Source organism: Henriciella aquimarina, from assembly GCF_002088975.1.
Classification (GTDB): domain Bacteria; phylum Pseudomonadota; class Alphaproteobacteria; order Caulobacterales; family Hyphomonadaceae; genus Henriciella; species Henriciella aquimarina.
The window spans coordinates 1-18,313 of sequence record NZ_NCST01000114.1 but is presented as its reverse complement, the minus strand read 5'-3'; the positions used below and the strand labels follow the sequence as shown (position 1 = coordinate 18,313).

General features: G+C 60.8%; 14 protein-coding genes. All 14 read left to right on the top strand.

The genetic code is table 11. From position 1 onward, the window contains the following. Window positions 1-113 precede the first annotated feature (113 nt). The 14 genes from B8784_RS17325 to istB all read left to right on the top strand — a co-directional run bounded on the left by B8784_RS17325 (window position 114) and on the right by istB (window position 18,145). A complete protein-coding gene (locus B8784_RS17325) occupies window positions 114-1,382 on the top strand; it encodes an MFS transporter (protein WP_084399146.1) in 1,269 nt (422 codons plus the stop codon). A 297-nt stretch (window positions 1,383-1,679) separates the two neighbouring features. Then, window positions 1,680-5,141 (top strand): indolepyruvate ferredoxin oxidoreductase family protein, encoded by a 3,462-nt coding sequence (locus B8784_RS17320; protein ID WP_158085734.1) that lies wholly within the window; start codon window positions 1,680-1,682, stop codon window positions 5,139-5,141. 416 nt (window positions 5,142-5,557) lie between these two features. Beyond that, complete coding sequence (locus tag B8784_RS17315) at window positions 5,558-6,796, top strand: aromatic ring-hydroxylating dioxygenase subunit alpha (protein WP_084399144.1); 1,239 nt, start codon at window positions 5,558-5,560, stop codon at window positions 6,794-6,796. Further along, window positions 6,789-7,277 carry an aromatic-ring-hydroxylating dioxygenase subunit beta gene (locus B8784_RS17310; RefSeq protein WP_084399165.1) on the top strand — a complete coding sequence of 163 codons (489 nt, stop codon included), beginning with the start codon at window positions 6,789-6,791 and terminating at the stop codon, window positions 7,275-7,277. Before B8784_RS17315 ends, B8784_RS17310 begins: the two co-directional genes overlap by 8 nt. A 15-nt stretch (window positions 7,278-7,292) precedes the next feature. After that, window positions 7,293-7,613: a non-heme iron oxygenase ferredoxin subunit gene (locus B8784_RS17305; protein WP_084399143.1), complete on the top strand. Its 321-nt coding sequence runs from the start codon at window positions 7,293-7,295 to the stop codon at window positions 7,611-7,613. After that, on the top strand, window positions 7,614-8,663 hold the full coding sequence (gene gtdA, locus B8784_RS17300; protein WP_084399142.1) for a gentisate 1,2-dioxygenase: 1,050 nt from the start codon (window positions 7,614-7,616) through the stop codon (window positions 8,661-8,663). Continuing rightward, window positions 8,660-9,358 carry a fumarylacetoacetate hydrolase family protein gene (locus tag B8784_RS17295; protein ID WP_084399141.1) on the top strand — a complete coding sequence of 233 codons (699 nt, stop codon included), beginning with the start codon at window positions 8,660-8,662 and terminating at the stop codon, window positions 9,356-9,358. The genes gtdA and B8784_RS17295 overlap by 4 nt, the downstream gene beginning before the upstream one ends. Further along, complete coding sequence (gene maiA / locus B8784_RS17290; protein WP_084399140.1) at window positions 9,355-9,981, top strand: maleylacetoacetate isomerase; 627 nt, start codon at window positions 9,355-9,357, stop codon at window positions 9,979-9,981. Before B8784_RS17295 ends, maiA begins: the two co-directional genes overlap by 4 nt. Before the next feature lie 104 nt (window positions 9,982-10,085). Beyond that, window positions 10,086-10,958 (top strand): SDR family oxidoreductase, encoded by an 873-nt coding sequence (locus B8784_RS17285; protein ID WP_084399139.1) that lies wholly within the window; start codon window positions 10,086-10,088, stop codon window positions 10,956-10,958. A 318-nt stretch (window positions 10,959-11,276) separates the two neighbouring features. Then, window positions 11,277-13,550, top strand: a complete 2,274-nt coding sequence (locus B8784_RS17280) for a TonB-dependent receptor (RefSeq protein WP_084399138.1) — start codon at window positions 11,277-11,279, stop codon at window positions 13,548-13,550. 84 nt (window positions 13,551-13,634) lie between these two features. Next, the gene (locus B8784_RS17275) at window positions 13,635-14,609 is read left to right on the top strand and encodes a fumarylacetoacetate hydrolase family protein (RefSeq protein ID WP_084399137.1); all 975 of its coding nucleotides are present in this window, start codon (window positions 13,635-13,637) and stop codon (window positions 14,607-14,609) included. 46 nt (window positions 14,610-14,655) lie between these two features. Further along, entirely contained in the window at window positions 14,656-15,840 is a 1,185-nt protein-coding gene (locus tag B8784_RS17270) for an NAD(P)/FAD-dependent oxidoreductase (RefSeq protein WP_158085733.1), read from the top strand. A 56-nt stretch (window positions 15,841-15,896) separates the two neighbouring features. Then, window positions 15,897-17,384, top strand: a complete 1,488-nt coding sequence (istA, locus tag B8784_RS17265) for an IS21 family transposase (protein ID WP_169712612.1) — start codon at window positions 15,897-15,899, stop codon at window positions 17,382-17,384. After that, a complete protein-coding gene (gene istB / locus B8784_RS17260) occupies window positions 17,381-18,145 on the top strand; it encodes an IS21-like element helper ATPase IstB (protein WP_084396756.1) in 765 nt (254 codons plus the stop codon). The genes istA and istB overlap by 4 nt, the downstream gene beginning before the upstream one ends. Window positions 18,146-18,313 lie beyond the last annotated feature (168 nt).

Here is an 18,313-nt window from a genome sequence, read left to right as displayed (position 1 = left end):
TCTCTTCCTTGTGGTGAAGGCGCCGAAATGAGGTTCGCGGCGAGACAGGTTAGGTCAGACTCGGGGTGCGTCCGGTCTGTGCCGTGCGAGTACGACGGGAGGAATGGTGCGATATGAATAATGCTGAAGCTACGGCGGGCGATCAGCCTGTAACTGAGGGGATGGCTGCTCCGATGGACGAGGAGAAGACGTCCTGGAAGGCATATCTTGTGCTTTTCGGCTGTATGATGGGTGTGTCGTTCAACCTGATCACGCTCTTCAACGGCACCATGACTGTTTTCATCAATCCGCTCTCCGAGGAAGGCGGATGGTCCCGCGGTCAGGTCTCGCTCGGCCTGTCGACGGGCATGCTGGCCTTGCTCATCTGTAACCCGTTTGCCGGACGCCTGGCCGACCGGGTCAGCCCGGCCCTCCTTATTACGATCGGCGCGCCCCTGCTCGGCCTGGCGATTGCCAGTCTGGGGCTGATACCGCTTTCCTACCCGCTCTTTCTTCTGACCTGTGCCTTTGTCGGCGCGACCGGGGCGCTTACCTATACGCCGATTTACTACATCGTCGTGACGCGGTGGTTCCGCCGCCGGCTTGGCCTCGCCCTTGGCATCACGGCCTCGGGCCATGGGATCGGTCTGATGGCCGCGCCTGTCGTGACGCAGGCCCTTTCGGCTGAACTCGGCTGGCGCAACACCTATGTGGCGATCGGGATTATCTCCGTGGTGGCCGTTCTGCTGCTTCGCCTTCTGCTGATCCGCGACCGCCATGATACCTGGACACCGCCTGCCAGGGCCGAAGCAGCGGATGGCGCTGGAGCGCCTGCAAACTGGCGGTCCTTCATCTTCTGGCGTCTGGCCTTCATCTATTTTCTCGTCGGTCTGGCCATCAATGGCGCCTTCGTCCACCTGATGCCGATGCTTACCGATCAGGGCATGGCGCCCGAGGCCGCTGCCGCTGTCGTATCCGCGATGGGGATCGGTTCGCTGCTTGCGCGTCCAACGGCTGGCTTCCTGCTGGACTATATCGATACAGGCCTGCTTGGCGCGCTGACCTTCCTGACGGGGGCGACCGGGATTTTCCTGATCGTGACAGGCTGGGAGGCCGCTTTCGTGCCGGGTGTCTTCATGATCGGTGTCGCGCTGGGGGCAGAGGCGGATGTGCTGGCCTATCTGGTGCGGCGTATCTTCGGTCTCGACAATTTCGGCGCGAATATGGGGCTGATTACCTCGGTCTTCCTGCTGGGCGTTCTCATCGGGCCGGCCCTTAATGGCGGGCTCTACGATGCGCTTGGATCCTACACGCTCGGTATGTCGCTGTTCGTTGGGCTTCTTGTGATCGCCGCGGCCTTGCATATCGGTCTGACCTGGCGGCGGTCACGCTTCGTCGCCTGACGGTATTTGTACGGTCGGCCAAGGAGGCTCGGCAGCCGCTGTGAGGCTTGCCGGAGCTTCGTGCCACCAAGCGGTATTCTGGTTTTGAATACTGCTTATGCTGCACATCGAATATGAAAATTATGGCTGAACGATTATTCTGAAATCAGAAGCTGCTATGATGATAGAAAAGCAAAACAATCCAAAAATACAGCTGCTGCAGACGATGCACCGGGCAATGTCCAATGAAGCGACGGGCGCACCGCCAGCTTCATGTGTTCGTGGTGCACGAAATGGGACGGAAATTGGGTGCAATTCATGAGTGATTATTCGGTAAGCCTCAACGACAGGTATGAAAAGCGTGACGGCGAAATCCTGATTTCGGGCGTGCAGGCGCTTGTTCGTCTGATGCTGTTGCAGGCAGAGCGTGACAAGAAGGCCGGCCTGAATACGGGCGGGTTCGCAAGCGGCTATCAGGGCTCCCCGCTCGGCACGCTGGACATGACCTTTGCCAAGGCGGCCAAGCTCGTCGACGAGGCGGGCATTGTTGTAAAGCCTGCTGTCAATGAGGAGCTGGCGGCCACGGCCGTTGCCGGCAGCCAGCAAATTGCGCAGTCGCCGGGGGCCAAGGTCGATGGTGTCTTCTCGCTCTGGTATGGCAAGGGGCCGGGCCTTGATCGGGCGTCGGATGCGGTGCGTCACGGCAACATGCAGGGCACCTCCCAATATGGTGGCGTCGTGTTGGCCGTCGGCGATGACCATATCGCCAAATCCTCCTCCATCGTATGCGACAGCGACGACGTCGTTGCCGGTCTGCAGGTGCCGCTTTTCTATCCGGCCGATGCCGAGGAAATCGTCACATTTGGTCTGCATGCGTTTGCCGCCTCGCGCCTGAGTGGCGCCTGGACGGCGCTCAAGATCATCACGGATGTCGCCGATTCCACCCGCGCCGTCGCGGCCAATGAGCTGGATGGCAAATTCGTGGTCCCTGAAGTCGAGGTTCCGGACATCGGTCTCCACAATCGCTGGCCGGAGACGCCGCTCGACCAGGAGCGCCGGCTTCAGGAATACAAGCTTCCCGCGGTCATGGAGTATGTCCGCGCGAACGATCTGGACCGGATCGTCTCCAAGCCGAACAATGCGAAGATCGGGCTTGTCGCGGCCGGCAAATCCTGGCTCGACCTGAAAGCATCGCTCGACCTGCTGGGCCTGTCCGAGGACAAGCTCGAGGCGCTCGGGATCGCGCTCTACAAGCCCGCGATGATCTGGCCGCTCGAGCCGGAACGCCTCAAGACGTTCGCGGAAGGCCTCGAGACCATCATCGTGGTCGAGGAGAAAGGGCCATTTATCGAGGACCAGATCCGCTCGGTGCTCTATGGTGGCGCGTCGCCGCGCGTGTGTGGCAAGACTGATGGCAGCGGCAAGCCGCTTCTGCCCAAGATCGGCGAGTTGGCGCCAGAGCGGATTGCCGCCGAGATCGGACCGCTGCTGCACAAGCTGACGGGCGCCGAAGAGCTTGCCGAAGGAACGAAGTTCGCGGCCAATGCCATCGCGTCGCAGACGGAATTTTCCGTCGCGCCGGTCATCCGTAAGCCGTTCTTCTGTTCAGGCTGCCCGCACAACCGTTCGACGGTGCTTCCTGAGGGAAGCCGTGCCCTGTCGGGGATCGGTTGTCACGGGCTTGCGGCCTATAACCGGCCCGGTCACTCGTCCTTCTCGCAAATGGGTGGCGAGGGCGTCCACTGGATGGGGCTTTCTCCGTTCACGGAAGAAAAGCACATCTTTGCCAATGTCGGGGACGGGACCTACTTCCACTCCGGTCTGCTGGCGGTCCGTCAGGCCGTCGCCGCAAATCTGAACATCACCTACAAGCTGCTTTACAATGATGCTGTCGCCATGACGGGCGGCCAGTCCGTTGGTGGTGGCATTCTTACGGTCAATCACCTCGTCGATCAGCTGCGCGGCGAAGGGGTCAACAAGATCGTTATCTCAACCGACGATCTCGACCGCTATCCGTCCAATGACCCTGTCCGGGGCAAGGTCGACCGGGTCGAGCATCGTGACGACCTGGAGGGGCTTCAACGCGAACTGCGTGACGAGACGGGCGTCAGTGTCATCATCTATGAGCAGACCTGCGCCACCGAGAAGCGGCGGATGCGCAAGCGCGGCAAGATTCCCATGCCGACGCAGCGTGTCTTCATCAACGAGCTGGTCTGCGAGGGCTGCGGCGATTGCTCGGCAAAGTCCAACTGCCTGTCGGTGGAGCCGGTCAAGACTGAATTTGGCACCAAACGCCGGATCAACCAATCAAGCTGCAACATGGACTATAGCTGCCTCAATGGCTTCTGTCCGAGCTTCGTGACCGTCGAAGGCGGCAAGCCGCGCAAGTCTGCCGGAGCGGCGATCGATACGACTGTCACCTTCCCGACGGTCGACGTGCCCGAAGCCATGAAACAGCACCAGCGCCTGCTGGTTGCCGGTATCGGCGGTACGGGTGTGGTGACCGTGGGGGCTCTGCTCTCCATGGCCGGCCATATGGAAGGCCTGAAAGTGGCCACGCTCGACCAGGTTGGCATGGCCCAGAAGGGCGGCGCCGTCACAAGCCACATTCACCTTGCCCGGGAGGAGATTTCCGCGGTGCGGGTGCCGAGCAAGTCGGCTGACCTGATCATCGCCTGCGACGAGGTTGTCGGCAATTCGCGGGATGTCATTGCGGCCATCGAGCCGGGGCACACCAGCGTTGTCGCCAACAGCGATGTCGCGGTCACCGGTGACTTCACCCAGGATGCGACGGCGGTTCCGGACAACTCATTGCTGACGCGGCGCCTGCGCCGCCGGGCCGGCGAGGATCATTTCCTCATTCATCCATTCACGCGCATCTCCGAGCGGCTGCTGGGCGACGCGGTGGGGGCCAACCTCATGATGCTGGGCGCGGCCTATCAGAAGGGTTGGGTCTCGTTTGACGAAGAGGCGCTCGAAAGCGCTATTCGGCTGAACGGTGTCGGCGTGGACATGAACCTGGCGGCTCTGCAATGGGGGCGGATGCTCGTTGTGGATCCGGACAAGGTCTACAAGGCTGCTGAACTGAATGATCCACCGCCGGAAACGCTGGACGACATGCTGGAGCGGCGGGTCGAGTTCCTCACCGGCTATCAGAATGCCGAATATGCGGAGCGCTATCGCGCAACCATCGAGAAGGTCCGGGCTGCAGAAGCTGGCGTGTCCTCAGGCGATGCGTTCGCAACGGCGGCGGCGCGGTCCCTCTTCAAGCTGATGTCCTACAAGGACGAGTATGAGGTGGCGCGCCTGTTCACGGACGGCTATTTCGAACAGGAGCTTTCCAAGCAGTTCGAAGGCGATGTGAAGCTCTCTTTCCACATGGCGCCGCCCATTCTGGCGGGACGTGACAAGGTGACGGGTGAGCCGCGAAAGCGCCGTTTCGGTCCCTGGATGATGCGGGCGCTTCGCGTCCTGGCCCGGATGCGTGGCCTTCGCGGAACGAAGTTCGATCCCTTCGGCTATCTTCAGGAGCGCAAGACGGAGCGGGCCCTTATCGGGGAGTACACTGCCCTTCTGGACCGGCTGATCGCCGGGCTCACCGCGGAGAATGTCGACAAGGCTGCAGAGATCGCTGCCCTAGCCATGAAGATCCGCGGCTATGGGCATATCAAGGATGCCTCGATCGAGACCTATCGCGAGACGCTGGAAGGGCAGCTTGCCGAGCTTGAATCTCCGCCAAGTGAGAGTCTTCCGGCCCCAGAGGCTGCAGACGCCCACTAGGCAGGCATGGGACCTTGTTTTCACCACGTCGCAACCGCCCGGCAGTTTCCGGACGGTTGGCGAGGGGCTTTATCGCCAACGGTTTGCGGGCCGCTCGCGCCTGTGAACCGCCGCGGTGGAGAGGTGCTCGCGCGCGCTGTGCGCCGCGGTGCGGCAGATCACAATATACGGAAGTGGAATGCGGACTATAATTCATATGATCCATGCAAATTATGGTCACGTGATTATAGTGCGACCGATCCACACAAGGGTCACTGTGAGGATTGCTCCATGATGCCTGTCGGGCGGCGGTCGCGAAGTTTCGCGATCCGCATGCAACCGCAGGCGTTACAGAAAGAGGGCATCCGGCTTACAGAATTGGGAGGGACCTAAGCATGTGTAAGAAATGGAATTTTTATAAGAGGAGGGCCTGAGCTATGACCAGCCAGATGCGCAAATGGCCGGGCGAGCCGGGCGGTAAAGTCCCTTACTGGGTGTACACGGACCCCGACGTCTACAAGCAAGAGCTCGAAAAGATTTGGTACGGACCGCACTGGCTGTATGCTGGCTTGGCGTGCGAGGTTCCGAATGTCGGTGATTTCAAGACCACGATCCTGGGCGAGCGGCCGGTCATCATGGTTCGCTCCGACGAGGACACGATCAGCGTCGTCGAGAACCGGTGCGCGCACCGTGGCGTCAAGTTCTGCCAGGAGCGTTTCGGCAACAAGGCCGATCTGCTGTGCCCCTATCACCAGTGGGTCTATGACCTGAAGGGTGATCTGATGGGCGTGCCCTTCCGGCGCGGCGTGCGCAAGCAGGGTGGCATGCCGAAGGACTTCGATCCGTCCCAGCATGGCCTGAACAAGCTCAAGGTCGAGGAAGTCAACGGCGTTGTCTGGGCAAGCTTCTCCGACGAAACGCCACCGTTCCGGGAGTATCTGGGCGAGAAGTTCTGGAAGCATTATACACGCGTCTATGACGGGCGCCCGCTTGAAGTGCTCGGCTACAACCGCCAGCGCATTCCCGGCAACTGGAAGCTGATGCAGGAGAATATCAAGGATCCTTACCATGCCAGCCTCCTGCACGTCTTTTTCGTCACCTTCGGCCTGTTCCGGGCTGACCAGAAGTCTGCTGTCGATATCGACGAGACAGGCCGTCACGGCATTCTGATCAGCCGCAAGGGCGACAAGGAAAAGAATGACGTCACGGGCGACATGCGTAACTTCCAGGGGGACCTGGATCTTCAGGATCCGCGTATCCTGGATGTCGTTCAGGAGTTTCCCGGTGAGGAGACCGTCGGGATGATCACGATCTTCCCGAGTGTGATCCTGCAGCAGCAAGTCAACTCGCTGACCACCCGCCAGATCGTTCCGACCGGCGCGGGCAGCTTCGACTTCCACTGGACCCACTGGACGTATGCCGACGATACCGAAGAAATGAAAACGCGCCGGACGCGCCAGGCGAACCTTTTCGGTCCGGCAGGCTTTGTCTCCGCCGATGATGGCGAGGTGATCGAGTTCGGTCAGCAGGGCTTCGAGGGGTCCGAAGATGAGGCCGCTCTCACGACGATGGGCGGATACGATTCCGAGCCGACCGACCATATGGTCACCGAAGCCGCCATCCGCGGCATGTACAGCTATTGGCGCAAAGTGATGGGGTATGACGATCATGGCTGAGACAGGCACAAAAATCGAAGTCACCCGTCAGGAGATCGAGGACTTCTACAGCGACTATTATGAAGCGCTGGACAAGTTGCAGCTTGAGGACTGGCCGGAATTCTTCGTCGAGGACTGCGTCTACCGGATCATTCCTCGGGAAAATTACGAGCGGAACTTCCGGCTGGCGACCTTGGGCGCAGAGAGCCGTGGCATGCTGCGCGACCGCGTCATGGGCCTGATCAAGACGCAGGTCTATGCGCCGCGCTATTATCGCCGGTTCCCCGGGCCGCTGAAGATCCGGGCGGCCGAGGGCGATGAGATCCCCGTCGAGCACAATCTTCTCATGGTCCAGACACTGGTCGACCAGCCGAGTGAGATCGTCCTTTGCGGGCGTTGCTATGATCGTTTGACGCGGTCGGAATCGAAACTGCTGCTGAAGCGGCGGGACGTCGTTTTCGACTCGGAAATGATCCTAAACAGCCTGATCTACCCGGCCTGAACGAGTGGAGCATATATGACTTGGATACCGACGGTTAACGTCGATGATGTCGAGGATGAAGATGTGGTGCCGGCCCAGGCCGGTCCGCATCGGCTCGCCATCTATCGCTATCAGGACGAGTTCTTCGCCACGGCGAACATCTGCAGCCACGGGCAGGCGAACCTGTCAGATGGCTATCTGGAAGAGTACACGATCGAATGCCCCCTTCATCAGGGAACGTTCGACATCCGCACGGGCGAGCCCACAGGTGCCCCCTGTACGGAGGCGATCCGCAGCTTTCCCGTGAAGGTCGACAATGGTGTCGTCCATGTTCAAGTGGAGTCCGAGGAGGCTTGAATGAGCCACATTCCAAACGAAAGCTCTGAACTGCTTCAGGACCTTTATGACGAGATGGCCCCGAAGGATCTTTACCCGCTCTGGGAGGTCCTCGCATCGCTCGTCACGCCGACACCGCAAGGTTCGGCGGAATCGGTCCGCTGGTCTTTTCCGGAAGTGCGCGATTATCTGTTGCGGGCCGGGGATCTGATCAGTGCGAAAGACGCCGAACGCCGTGTTCTCATTCTGGAGAATCCCGGTCTGAAGGGAAGCTCGGGCATCACGTCCAGCCTCTATGCCGGGCTTCAGCTGATCCTGCCGGGTGAAGTCGCGCCTTGCCACCGCCACAGCCAGTGCGCGCTGCGCTTCGTGATGGAAGGCGATGGCGCCTTCACGGCGGTCGATGGCGAGAAGGCCATCATGCACAAGTATGACCTGGTCCTGACGCCGGGTGGGCAATGGCACGATCACGGAAATCCGTCTGATCAGAACATGATCTGGCTCGATGGTCTGGACATCCCGACCGTCCGGCATTTCGACGCAAGCTTCGCGGAGAAGCTGGGCGAGGATGTTCACCCCGAGACGGTCGAGGCTGATGACAGCATGTGGCGGTATGGCCGCAACCTTCGGCCCTTCCGTGGGTCGAGTGCTGATCGGCGGCCGGAAGGTGTGCCGCTTTTCCACTATCCGTATAAGGAGTGGCGCGAGAGCCTGAACGAGCTGGCCGGCGCCGAAAAGCCGGACCCGCATCTCGGGCACGCCCTGGAATTCATCAATCCGGCGGATGGCGGGGCGGTCATGCCGACCATCTCTGCGCATGTGCGCCTGCTGCCTGCCGGTTTCGAAACGCGCGCGAGACGGTCCACGGACGGCTCGGTTTATGTCGTGACCGGCGGCACGGGTGTCGCCCTGGTCGATGAGGTAGAGCACAAGCTTGAAGAAGGTGACATCTTCGTCGTGCCTTCATGGTCGCGTCTGCAATTGAAGGCCGACCGGGACCTTGCGCTCTTCGGCTTCTCGGACCGTATCGCGCAGGAAAAACTTAACCTGTATCGGGAGATTAAAGAATGAGTGTCAGCTTTGCTGTTCCCCAGCCAGTTATCGCAGCCGTTGAGAACAGCGAGAGCGGCTTTCCTGTCCGTCGCGTCTTCTGTGTTGGCCGCAACTATGCCGCCCATGCGCGCGAAATGGGGCGCGACCCCGATCGCGAGCCGCCGTTCTTCTTCACCAAATGGTCGGAAACCGTCGTGCCGAGCGGCTCGGTTGTTCCGTATCCGCAGAGCACGTCGGACTTTCATTATGAGGCCGAGCTCGTTGCCGCGATTGGCAAGAGCGGGCGGAACCTGTCGACGAGCGAAGCGCATGACCACATCTTCGGTTATGCGACGGGCCTGGATATGACGCGCCGGGACCTTCAGCTCGAGGCGCGCAAGTCCGGCCGGCCGTGGGACACCGGCAAGAATGTCGAGGCCAGCTCGCCGCTTGGCCTGATCAAGCCGGCAAGCGAAACGGGGCCCATGAACAAGGGCGCGATCCGTATGCTCGTGAACGATGAAGTCAAACAGGATGCCGATCTGGACCAGCTGATCTGGCCGGTCGCCGATATCGTGTCCTTCCTGTCGAAGCTTTACCGGATCGAACCGGGTGATCTGATCTATACGGGCACACCGGCCGGTGTTGGCCCGGTGGTGGAAGGCGACCATCTCCGCGTCGAGATCGATGGTCTGTCGTCGCTTGATGTCACGATTGGTGGCCCGGCCCAATGATCCTGCATACCTATCATCGCTCGACGGCCAGTTGGCGGGTCCGCATTGCCCTTGCGCTCAAGGGGCTCGCCTATGAGCCGGTGTTCCAGAATCTGCGGAGCGGCGATCAGACGAGCCCGGATTATCTCAAGCTCAATCCCCAGGGCCTTCTGCCGGCCCTGGTTCTGGATGACGGAAACGTTCTGACCCAGTCCGTGGCCATCATCCAGTATCTGGACGAGGCCTATCCGGATCCGGCGCTGCTGCCGGGCTCACCGGTCGAACGCGCCCATATCAATGCTTTCGCCCTGTCGATCGCGTGCGATCTTCACCCGGTTCAGAACCTGAGGGTCCTGAAGCAGGTCGGTAAGCTGGCAGGCGACGAGGCGCGGGCTGAGTGGGCCAAGAGTACCGTGGAGGAGGGGCTGAAAGCGAGTGCGCAGCTCCTGCCCGATACGAAGTCGCGGTTCTGTTTCGGTGATGCACCAACGCTTGCCGATATCGTGCTGGTCCCGCAACTGGCCAATGCGCGTCGCTTTGAGGCGCCCATTCCAGAGCGGATCAAAGAGATCGAAGCGAATTGTTTCGAACTGGCGGCGTTCAACGACACGCGGCCGGAAACTCAACCCGACGCGGCAGGATAAAGCGACAGAGCGGATATAGGTGATGTCGATCACCGTTAAGGGGGCGATGGCGTGAGGGGAGTCCCGGCCACGGCGTTCCCGATTGTTTGAAGGATCTGAGGCCGATGACACTCCAAGGCAAGACAGTTTTCGTGACCGGCGGCAGCCGGGGGATAGGCTTGGCGATTGCGCTGCGGGCGGCACGAGACGGGGCGAACGTCGCAATCGCGGCGAAGACAGCCGAGCCGCACCCGAAGCTGCCGGGCACGATCCATACCGCTGCCGAGCAGATCGAGGCGGCTGGCGGGCGCGCGCTTCCGCTGGTGATGGATGTGCGGGATGAATCGATGGTCCAGGCGGCCATCGAGAAGACGGCTGAGACGTTCGGGGGCATCGATGTCTGCGTGAACAATGCCTCTGCGATCAATCTCTCGCCGAGTGAGGCCATCGAGACCAAGCGCTTCGACCTGATTCAGCAGATCAATGTCCGTGGCACATTTCTCACATCGCGCGCCTGCGTGCCTCACCTGCGTAAAAGCGACAATCCGCATATCCTGACCCTGTCGCCGCCTATGACCATGCGGGCCGACTGGTTTGCCCAGCATCTGCCCTACACCATGTCGAAATACGGCATGTCGATGGTGATGTTCGGCATGGCGGAGGAATTCCGCGAGGATGGCATTGCATGCAACTGCCTGTGGCCGCGCACGACGATCGCCACAGCGGCCGTGGAATTTGCGTTGGGCGGCGAGACAATGGTGCGGCGCTCGCGCCGTCCCGAGATCATGGCGGACGCGGCCCATGCTATCCTGGCTCAGCCCTCGCGGGAGTATACCGGCCGGTTCATGCTCGACGATGATGTCCTGGCCGAAGCCGGCGTGAGCGATTTCGAGCAATACGCCCAGGCGCCGGGTGAGCCGCTGCAGGTCGATATTTTCGTTGATATCGATGCGCCAGCCCCCGGACAGCCGAAGCTCATCGAGGAGCCGCAGAACTAGGCCAGTGAGCGCTTTGCCTGCGAGGCGACAGGCGTTGTTTCTCTATTTGAAGGGCCCGGTCACCTGACCGGGCCTTTTCTGATGGAGGCTTATAAGAGAAACGGGCAAGCCCTCCAAGCATTATTCAAAATCCGAATGCGGACTATCAAGTCCGCAGCCAGTGCAAAATCTGAATGTCGCCATTATCCAACTTCCACGATGCCGCCTTATGACCGAGGCGCATGCATGGCCTATGGGCCTTGGGCAGCTGGTTTGGAGCCAGTGCGCGTGCATCGGACCGGTCGCTAGATAGCGCCGGCTCACCAACGGGAGGAGTAAATGGATTATAGAGTGAATGCGAGCATGGCTGTGCTCGCGCTTGGCCTCATGTTTGCGCCGCAAGCGAATGCTCAAAATGATGATGCAGCAGCTGCGGCCCAAGCCGAGGCAACGGCCCAGACCGAGACGGCTGGCCAGGAAGATAGTGTGGCGCGTCTGGGGCAGGTGACTGTTACCGCGCGGCGCCGCGAAGAAAGCCTTCAGAATACACCGGTTGCGGTGACGGCGCTTGATAGCAGCGCTCTTGAAGACCGCTCGCTCACAAACCTGCAGGACATGGCGCAATATGTGCCGTCCATGGTCAGCGCGAAATCGGGGACGGGCGGCGGTGCCGGCCAGTTCTTCCTGCGCGGTGTTGGCCAGGGTGACTATACGGTCAACGTCGACCCGGGCGTCGCCCTTTATATCGACGGTGTCTATTATGCCCGGACGCAGGGTGCGAATCTGGAGTTCGTGGATCTCGACCGGGTCGAGGTTCTGCGTGGCCCGCAGGGCACGCTCTACGGCAAGAACGCCGTGGGCGGTCTCATCAACTTCGTTACGCGCCGTCCGGATGCCCCGGAACAGACCAAGGGCAAGATCGGCGTTTCATCCCGTAACGGGATGCGCGGCGAGTTCGCGTTCAACCGCGAGCTTGTCGACGACAAGCTCTATATCGGCGGCTCAGTTGTCGGCCTGACGCAGGAAGGCTTCATGTCGTCCAAAGCAGACCCGGACGATGCGTCGCCTCTCGGCATGAGCGTCGGTCGGTTTGGCGACCGTGAGCTTCTTGCTGGCCGCGGCTCGATTCTCTATACGCCGAACAGCGATGTGTCCTTCCTGCTGCGTGGCGACCAAAGCCACAAGACGGGCACGTCCCAGCCGGTCATCCTGCGTGGGGTTGGTCCGGGCACGCCGACGGACGATTTCCTCTCGGACGAGCAGCGCGAAAATCTCGGCAGCTTCGATGACCTGTATTCGCAATACCGGGCGCCGGACGAGATCACGAGCAATGGTGTCTCGCTGACCTCGGAATTCAGCTTTGGTGGCGTGGACCTGAAGTCGATCACAGCCTACCGGACCCTCGAGCAGGATACCGGCATGGACTATGACGGCATCGATGCCTCTATTGCCGAGCAAAGGGCGTATGTCGACCAGAACCAGTTCAGCCAGGAATTCCAGCTGAGTGGTGCGCTCTTCGAGGACCGGTTTAACTGGATCACGGGCGTCTACTATCTCAAGGAAGAAAACGAGCAGGTCCTGACGGTTGATGCTACCGCGGCGCCGAACACGCTTTCCGGCGGGACGATCCAGGTCCAGAATATCGACCAGGAAGGCGAAAGCTTCGGTGTGTTCGTGAACGGCGACTATGATCTGACCGATCGCATCTCGCTCAACGCGGCGCTGCGCTATTCATACGAAACCAAGGATATTGGCCGTATGACGACGCGCTATACGGACATCAGTCTGGATACGCCGATCGTGACCTTGATGGATCGTCAGGACGATGATGGCTGGGGGCAGTACACCCCGAGTGTCGGGATCGATTATCAGCTGAACAACAATGTCCTGCTGTATGCGAAGTATTCCCAGGGCTTCAAGTCTGGCGGTTTCAACATCCGTCCGGCTCCGTCCGACGAAGACACATTCGACCCGGAAACGGTCGATTCCGTCGAGATCGGTGCCAAGACCGAGCTACTGGACAACCGTGTTCGCCTGAATGTGGCCCTGTTCGACAACAATTATGAGGACATCCACCTGCTTGCCCGCGAAGGCGCTTCGATCTTCACCTTCAACGGTGGCTCGGCCTACACGCGCGGTGCGGAAGTTGAGCTTGACGCTCAGGTGACGCGCAGCATCCGGGCCAATCTCGGTGTGGGCTATCTCGATACCGAGCTGGAAGAAGTTAAGCCTGGTGCCGCTCTTGTCGGCATCGTCGAGGGCAACCGACTGCCTTATGCGGCTGAGTGGACAGTGTCGGGCGGGATCGAGCACACCTTCGACCTGACGCCGGATTCTCTCATCCGGACGCGTCTGGATGGTTCATACCGCTCGGATGTCTCTTATTCCGCGACAAACAGCGAGCTGGACCGTGCCAAGGGGTATACGATCATCAACGGTCGTATCACTTATGAGCGGGGCGATCTGAGCCTGTCTCTCTACGCGACCAACCTGTTTGATGAGGAATACTGGGCACTCCTGGGCAATAACAGCACGTCGCCGGTTACGGGGTATGCCTATGGCGTGCCGGGTGATCCGCGGAATGTCGGCCTTGAACTGGGTATCTCCTTCTAAGGTCTGACTGCATACATACTGAGGCCCGAAGCAGGACGATTCCGCTTCGGGCCCCAGCTTCCCGACAAAGAAGGTGGTTTAGACATGAAGATCGCGACTCTCAGAACCGCTTCCGGCCTTCGGCCTGCCGTTCAGCTGTCGACCGGCGAATTCCTCGATCTTGCAATCGCATCCGAGCAAAAGCTTCTGACGGAGCCCGTCACATCGACGACGGATTTGCTGGATGACGCCGGAGCACAGCATAAGGCGGTCAAGGCACTGATCGAGGATGTCGAGACAGACAAGGGTGGGGTCAAAGGCAGGCTTTCCGAAGCCAAGGCCCTGGCGCCGGCCGATACGACCTCGCTTGCGCCTCCGGTCATGCCCCGCTTTATCTTCTCCACCGGATCGGCCTATCGCGACCATATGGAAGAGATGAAGGTTGAGCTTCCGAAGGAGCCGGCAGGCTTCCAGAAAACGGTCAACTCGGTGATCGGGCCGTTCGATGCAATCCAGATCCCGGCAACGTCGCCGGACATGATCGACTTTGAGAGCGAGTTCTCCTGTGTCTTCAGCCGGCCCTGCCATAATGTCTCGCAGGACGAGGCGATGGCGTATGTCGGTGGCTACACGATGATCAACGACGTATCGGACCGGCTGGAAGCGGCGGCCTGGATCGAATCCTTGCGGGGTGTGGGCACCCACAAGGAAAGCTGCGATCTGAATTCGCGGAATATCCTGCGCAAGCAGTTTCCGACTTTCTGCCCGGTCGGCCCGGTCGTTACAACCAAGGACGAGATCCCCGATCCGCATGCCGTCAATATCGGCAGCCGGCTGAATGGAAAGCAGATGCAATCGGCGAATACCGACAATCTGATCTTCCGGCTGGCGCACGTGATCTCATACTTCTCGCAGTGGTTTATCTTTCAGCCGGGCGACATTCTCACGACGGGCTCGCCCTCCGGGGTCGGCTTTGCGCACAATCCGCCGATCTTCATGAAGGATGGTGACGTGCTGGAGACGTTTGCCGAAGGGATCGGAACCATGCGCAATCCGGTGGTTGGGCCGGGCAAGGCCTAGGGACCTGCCACGTGCAGGCTGCAATCCGGCGACAAGGGCTAAAGACATGAGTTCAAACGGACGGATCGTTATTGTGGGCGCTGGCGAAGCCGGCATTGCCGCAGCAAGCGCAATCCGTGAGGATGGCTATGAGGGCGAGGTCGTTATCGTCAACGATGAGCCTGTACCCCCGTATGAACGTCCGCCCCTCTCCAAGGAAATGCTGTATGAGGGGGAGGCGGCCGTGCGCCCTATCCAGCCGCAGGAATGGTATGAGGACAATCGCATCCAGCTTCTGTCCGACACACGGGTCACTGGCATAGATGCCTCGGCGGATACCGTGACCCTGGAGAGCAAAGGCGAGGTTGCCAGCCTCTCCTACGATAAGCTGATGTTCGCAACTGGCGCCCGTGCCCGGCGTCTGCCGCAGCCAACAGAGGGGCTGTACTATCTGCGGACGTTTAACGATTGTCTGTCGTTGCACGGCAAGATCGAGAGTCTCGACAAGATCGCCATCGTTGGTGGGGGGATTATCGGGCTTGAAGTGGCGAGTTTCCTCAGCGCGCAGGGCAAGCAGGTCACCGTCCTGGACATGGCGGACCGGCTCATGTCGCGCGCCGTTACACCGGAAGTCTCAGACTTTCTCCTGGATTTGCACCAGCGCAATGGCGTCGAATTTCGTCTTGGCGAAAAGGTGAATTGCACCGAGAAGGGCGTCGAGCTCGGTGACGGGAGCTTCCTTGAGGCTGATCTCGTCCTGGTGGCCATTGGTGTTTCGCCGAATAGCGAACTGGCCGAGGCGGCCGGGTGTGCGACGGATGACGGTATCGTTGTCGATGAATGCGGACGCACGACGGTTGAGGGGCTGTTTGCGGCAGGCGATGTCGCGCGGTTTCCGCACCCGTCCTATGCGCGCCCGATGCGGGTGGAATCCTGGCAGCATGCCGGGCGCCACGGAGCGCATGTCGGGCGGGCCATGCTTGGGATCGATGACGGCTATCGTGAGGTGCCGTGGTTCTGGACCGATCAGTATGATGTGAACCTCCAGGTTGTCGGTCTCTCGGAGACCGCAGACCTCACGCTCTGGCGTGACAGCCCCAACGGCCGCACCGCCCTTCACTTTGCGGACGGTCAGCTGGTCGCAGCGACGACGATCAATAATGGGCGCGACATTCGCCCGCTCACGAGTGAGAACGGCGGTGCAAAATTAGACCACGGTAGCGCCGTCGTATTGGCGGTGCGGGCGGCGTAAAAGTCGTCCACTTTTTCCCTTCTTGCGGCAGCAGGGAGGGCGAGGAGATTTACACCGTGGAACTTTATCTGAAGGTCAGGCTGGCGCGCAGCGAGGGGATGAGCCAGCGGGATCTGGCGCGCCATTTCAACATATCGCGCGACAGCGTTCGCAAGATGTTGGCGTTCTCATCGCCGCCGGGATACCGGCGCACGAAGGAGATCAAGCGTCCCAAGCTTGATGGGTTCAGCGAGATCATCGACGGCTGGCTTGAAGAGGACAAGAAGTTGCCTCGCAAGCAGCGCCACACAGCGAAGCGGATCCACGAGCGGCTCAAGGCGGAACACGAGTTCACCGGCGGCTATACGATTATCAAGGACTACGTTCGGCAGCGTGAACGACGCACCCGTGAGATGTTCGTGCCGCTGGCGCATCCGCCGGGCCATGCGCAAGCCGATTTTGGCGAAGCGTTGGTTGTGATCGGGGGTGTCGAACAAAAGGCCCACTTCTTCGTCCTGGATTTGCCGCACAGCGATGCCTACTTCGTGCGGGCCTATCCGGCGGCGACGGCGGAGGCCTGGATGGACGGGCATGTGCATGCCTTTGCCTTCTTTGGCGGGGTGCCTCTGTCGGTTCTCTATGACAACGACCGTTGCCTGGTCTCGAAGATCCAGCCGGATGGGACACGGGTCCGCGCGACGCAGTTCAGCGGATTGCTGTCGCACTACCTGTTCCGAGACCGCTACGGGCGGCCGGGCAAAGGGAATGACAAGGGCAATGTCGAGGGGATGGTGGGCTACGTGCGCCGCAACCACATGGTGCCGATCCCCCACTTCCCGGATTGGGAGAGCTTCAACGCCTACCTTGAAGAGCAGTGCCGTGCCCGTCAGGGCGACACCTTGCGTGGGCACACGGAGATGATCGGCGCGCGCCTGCAGCGGGATCTGGCCGAGATGCGCCCCTTGCCAGCCGCCCCCTTTGAGGCCTGCGCACAGGCCAGCGGCCGGGTGAGCTCCCAGTCTTTGGTCCGCTACAACACCAACGATTACTCGGTCCCCGTGGCCTATGGCCATCAGGATGTGTGGGTGCGGGCCTATGTCGATCAGGTGGTGATTGGCTGCCGTGGGGACGTGATCGCACGCCATCCGCGGTGCTACGCGCGCGAGGACATGGTGTTCGATCCGATCCACTACCTCCCGCTGATCGAACGCAAGATCAATGCTTTGGATCAGGCTGCGCCCCTTGCGGAGTGGGACTTGCCAAAAGAGTTCGACACGCTGCGCCGCCTGATGGAAGCGCGCATGCTGAAGATAGGGCGCCGCGAGTATGTCCAGGTGCTGCGTCTTCTGGAGACCTTCGGCATGGAGGAGCTACACGCCGCCGTAAAGCAGGCCCTGAAGATGGGCGCGGTCGGCTTTGATGCTGTGAAGCATCTGGTTCTGTGTCAGGTCGAGAAGCGGCCACCACGGCTCGACCTCGACGTGTACCCCTACCTGCCACGGGCGCGGGTCGAGACGACCTCAGCGGCCAGCTACATGTCCCTGATGTCGGAGGCTGCGGAATGACCCATGCCCCCGAAATCCTGCTGGAGCATCACCTCAAGAGGCTGAAGCTTCCGACATTCCTGCGTGAGTATCAGAAGGTGGCGCGCCAATGCGCCGCCGAGGGCTTGGACCATGTCCAGTTCCTGACGCGCCTGGTCGAACTGGAGCTGATCGATCGCGAGCGACGGATGGTCGAGCGCCGCATCAAGGCGGCCAAGTTCCCGGCCACCAAAAGCCTCGACAGCTTCGACTTCAAGGCAATCCCCAAGCTCAACAAGATGCAGGTGCTGGAACTGGCGCGCTGCGACTGGATCGAACGGCGCGAGAACGTGATCGCCCTCGGCCCAAGCGGCACCGGCAAAACCCACGTCGCCCTCGGCCTGGGGCTCGCTGCTTGCCAGAAAGGGATGACGGTCAGCTTCACCACCGCCGCGGCCTTGGTCAACGAACTGATGGAGGCGCGCGACGAGCGTCGCCTGCTGCGGGTCCAAAAACAGATGGCCAACGCCAAGCTGCTGATCATCGACGAATTGGGCTTCGTCCCTCTCTCCAAAACCGGGGCCGAGCTGCTCTTTGAATTGATCTCGCAGCGCTACGAGCGCGGGGCTACGCTGATCACGAGCAACTTGCCCTTCGATGAATGGACGGAGACCTTCGGAACCGAGCGCCTGACCGGGGCGCTCCTCGACCGGCTGACCCACCACGTCAACATCCTCGAGATGAACGGCGAAAGTTATCGCCTGGCCCAAAGCCAGGCGCGAAAAGCCACCAAAACCTCCTGACCGACAATCCATGACTTGGCCCTCACGGGCCAAGGCGGCCAGTCAACCGCCAGCTATTTGGGGAGCGCGGTCGACTGGCCGCCAGCGCTCTATGCGCCCTTCACGCCCAACCCCAAAGTGGCCTACTTTTGCGCCGCCCTTTGGTCGGGTTTTACTCCGCCGTTGACA

Bases quoted from the DNA above. Each gene is read 5' to 3' on its own strand.
- B8784_RS17310 (WP_084399165.1), top strand. From the start codon at position 6,789: ATGGCTGAGACAGGCACAAAAATCGAAGTCACCCGTCAGGAGATCGAG.
- B8784_RS17275 (WP_084399137.1), top strand. From the start codon at position 13,635: ATGAAGATCGCGACTCTCAGAACCGCTTCCGGCCTTCGGCCTGCCGTT.
- istB (WP_084396756.1), top strand. From the start codon at position 17,381: ATGACCCATGCCCCCGAAATCCTGCTGGAGCATCACCTCAAGAGGCTG.
- B8784_RS17325 (WP_084399146.1), top strand. From the start codon at position 114: ATGAATAATGCTGAAGCTACGGCGGGCGATCAGCCTGTAACTGAGGGG.
- B8784_RS17285 (WP_084399139.1), top strand. From the start codon at position 10,086: ATGACACTCCAAGGCAAGACAGTTTTCGTGACCGGCGGCAGCCGGGGG.
- B8784_RS17295 (WP_084399141.1), top strand. From the start codon at position 8,660: ATGAGTGTCAGCTTTGCTGTTCCCCAGCCAGTTATCGCAGCCGTTGAG.
- gtdA (WP_084399142.1), top strand. From the start codon at position 7,614: ATGAGCCACATTCCAAACGAAAGCTCTGAACTGCTTCAGGACCTTTAT.
- B8784_RS17320 (WP_158085734.1), top strand. From the start codon at position 1,680: ATGAGTGATTATTCGGTAAGCCTCAACGACAGGTATGAAAAGCGTGAC.
- B8784_RS17315 (WP_084399144.1), top strand. From the start codon at position 5,558: ATGACCAGCCAGATGCGCAAATGGCCGGGCGAGCCGGGCGGTAAAGTC.
- B8784_RS17270 (WP_158085733.1), top strand. From the start codon at position 14,656: ATGAGTTCAAACGGACGGATCGTTATTGTGGGCGCTGGCGAAGCCGGC.
- B8784_RS17305 (WP_084399143.1), top strand. From the start codon at position 7,293: ATGACTTGGATACCGACGGTTAACGTCGATGATGTCGAGGATGAAGAT.
- B8784_RS17280 (WP_084399138.1), top strand. From the start codon at position 11,277: ATGGATTATAGAGTGAATGCGAGCATGGCTGTGCTCGCGCTTGGCCTC.
- maiA (WP_084399140.1), top strand. From the start codon at position 9,355: ATGATCCTGCATACCTATCATCGCTCGACGGCCAGTTGGCGGGTCCGC.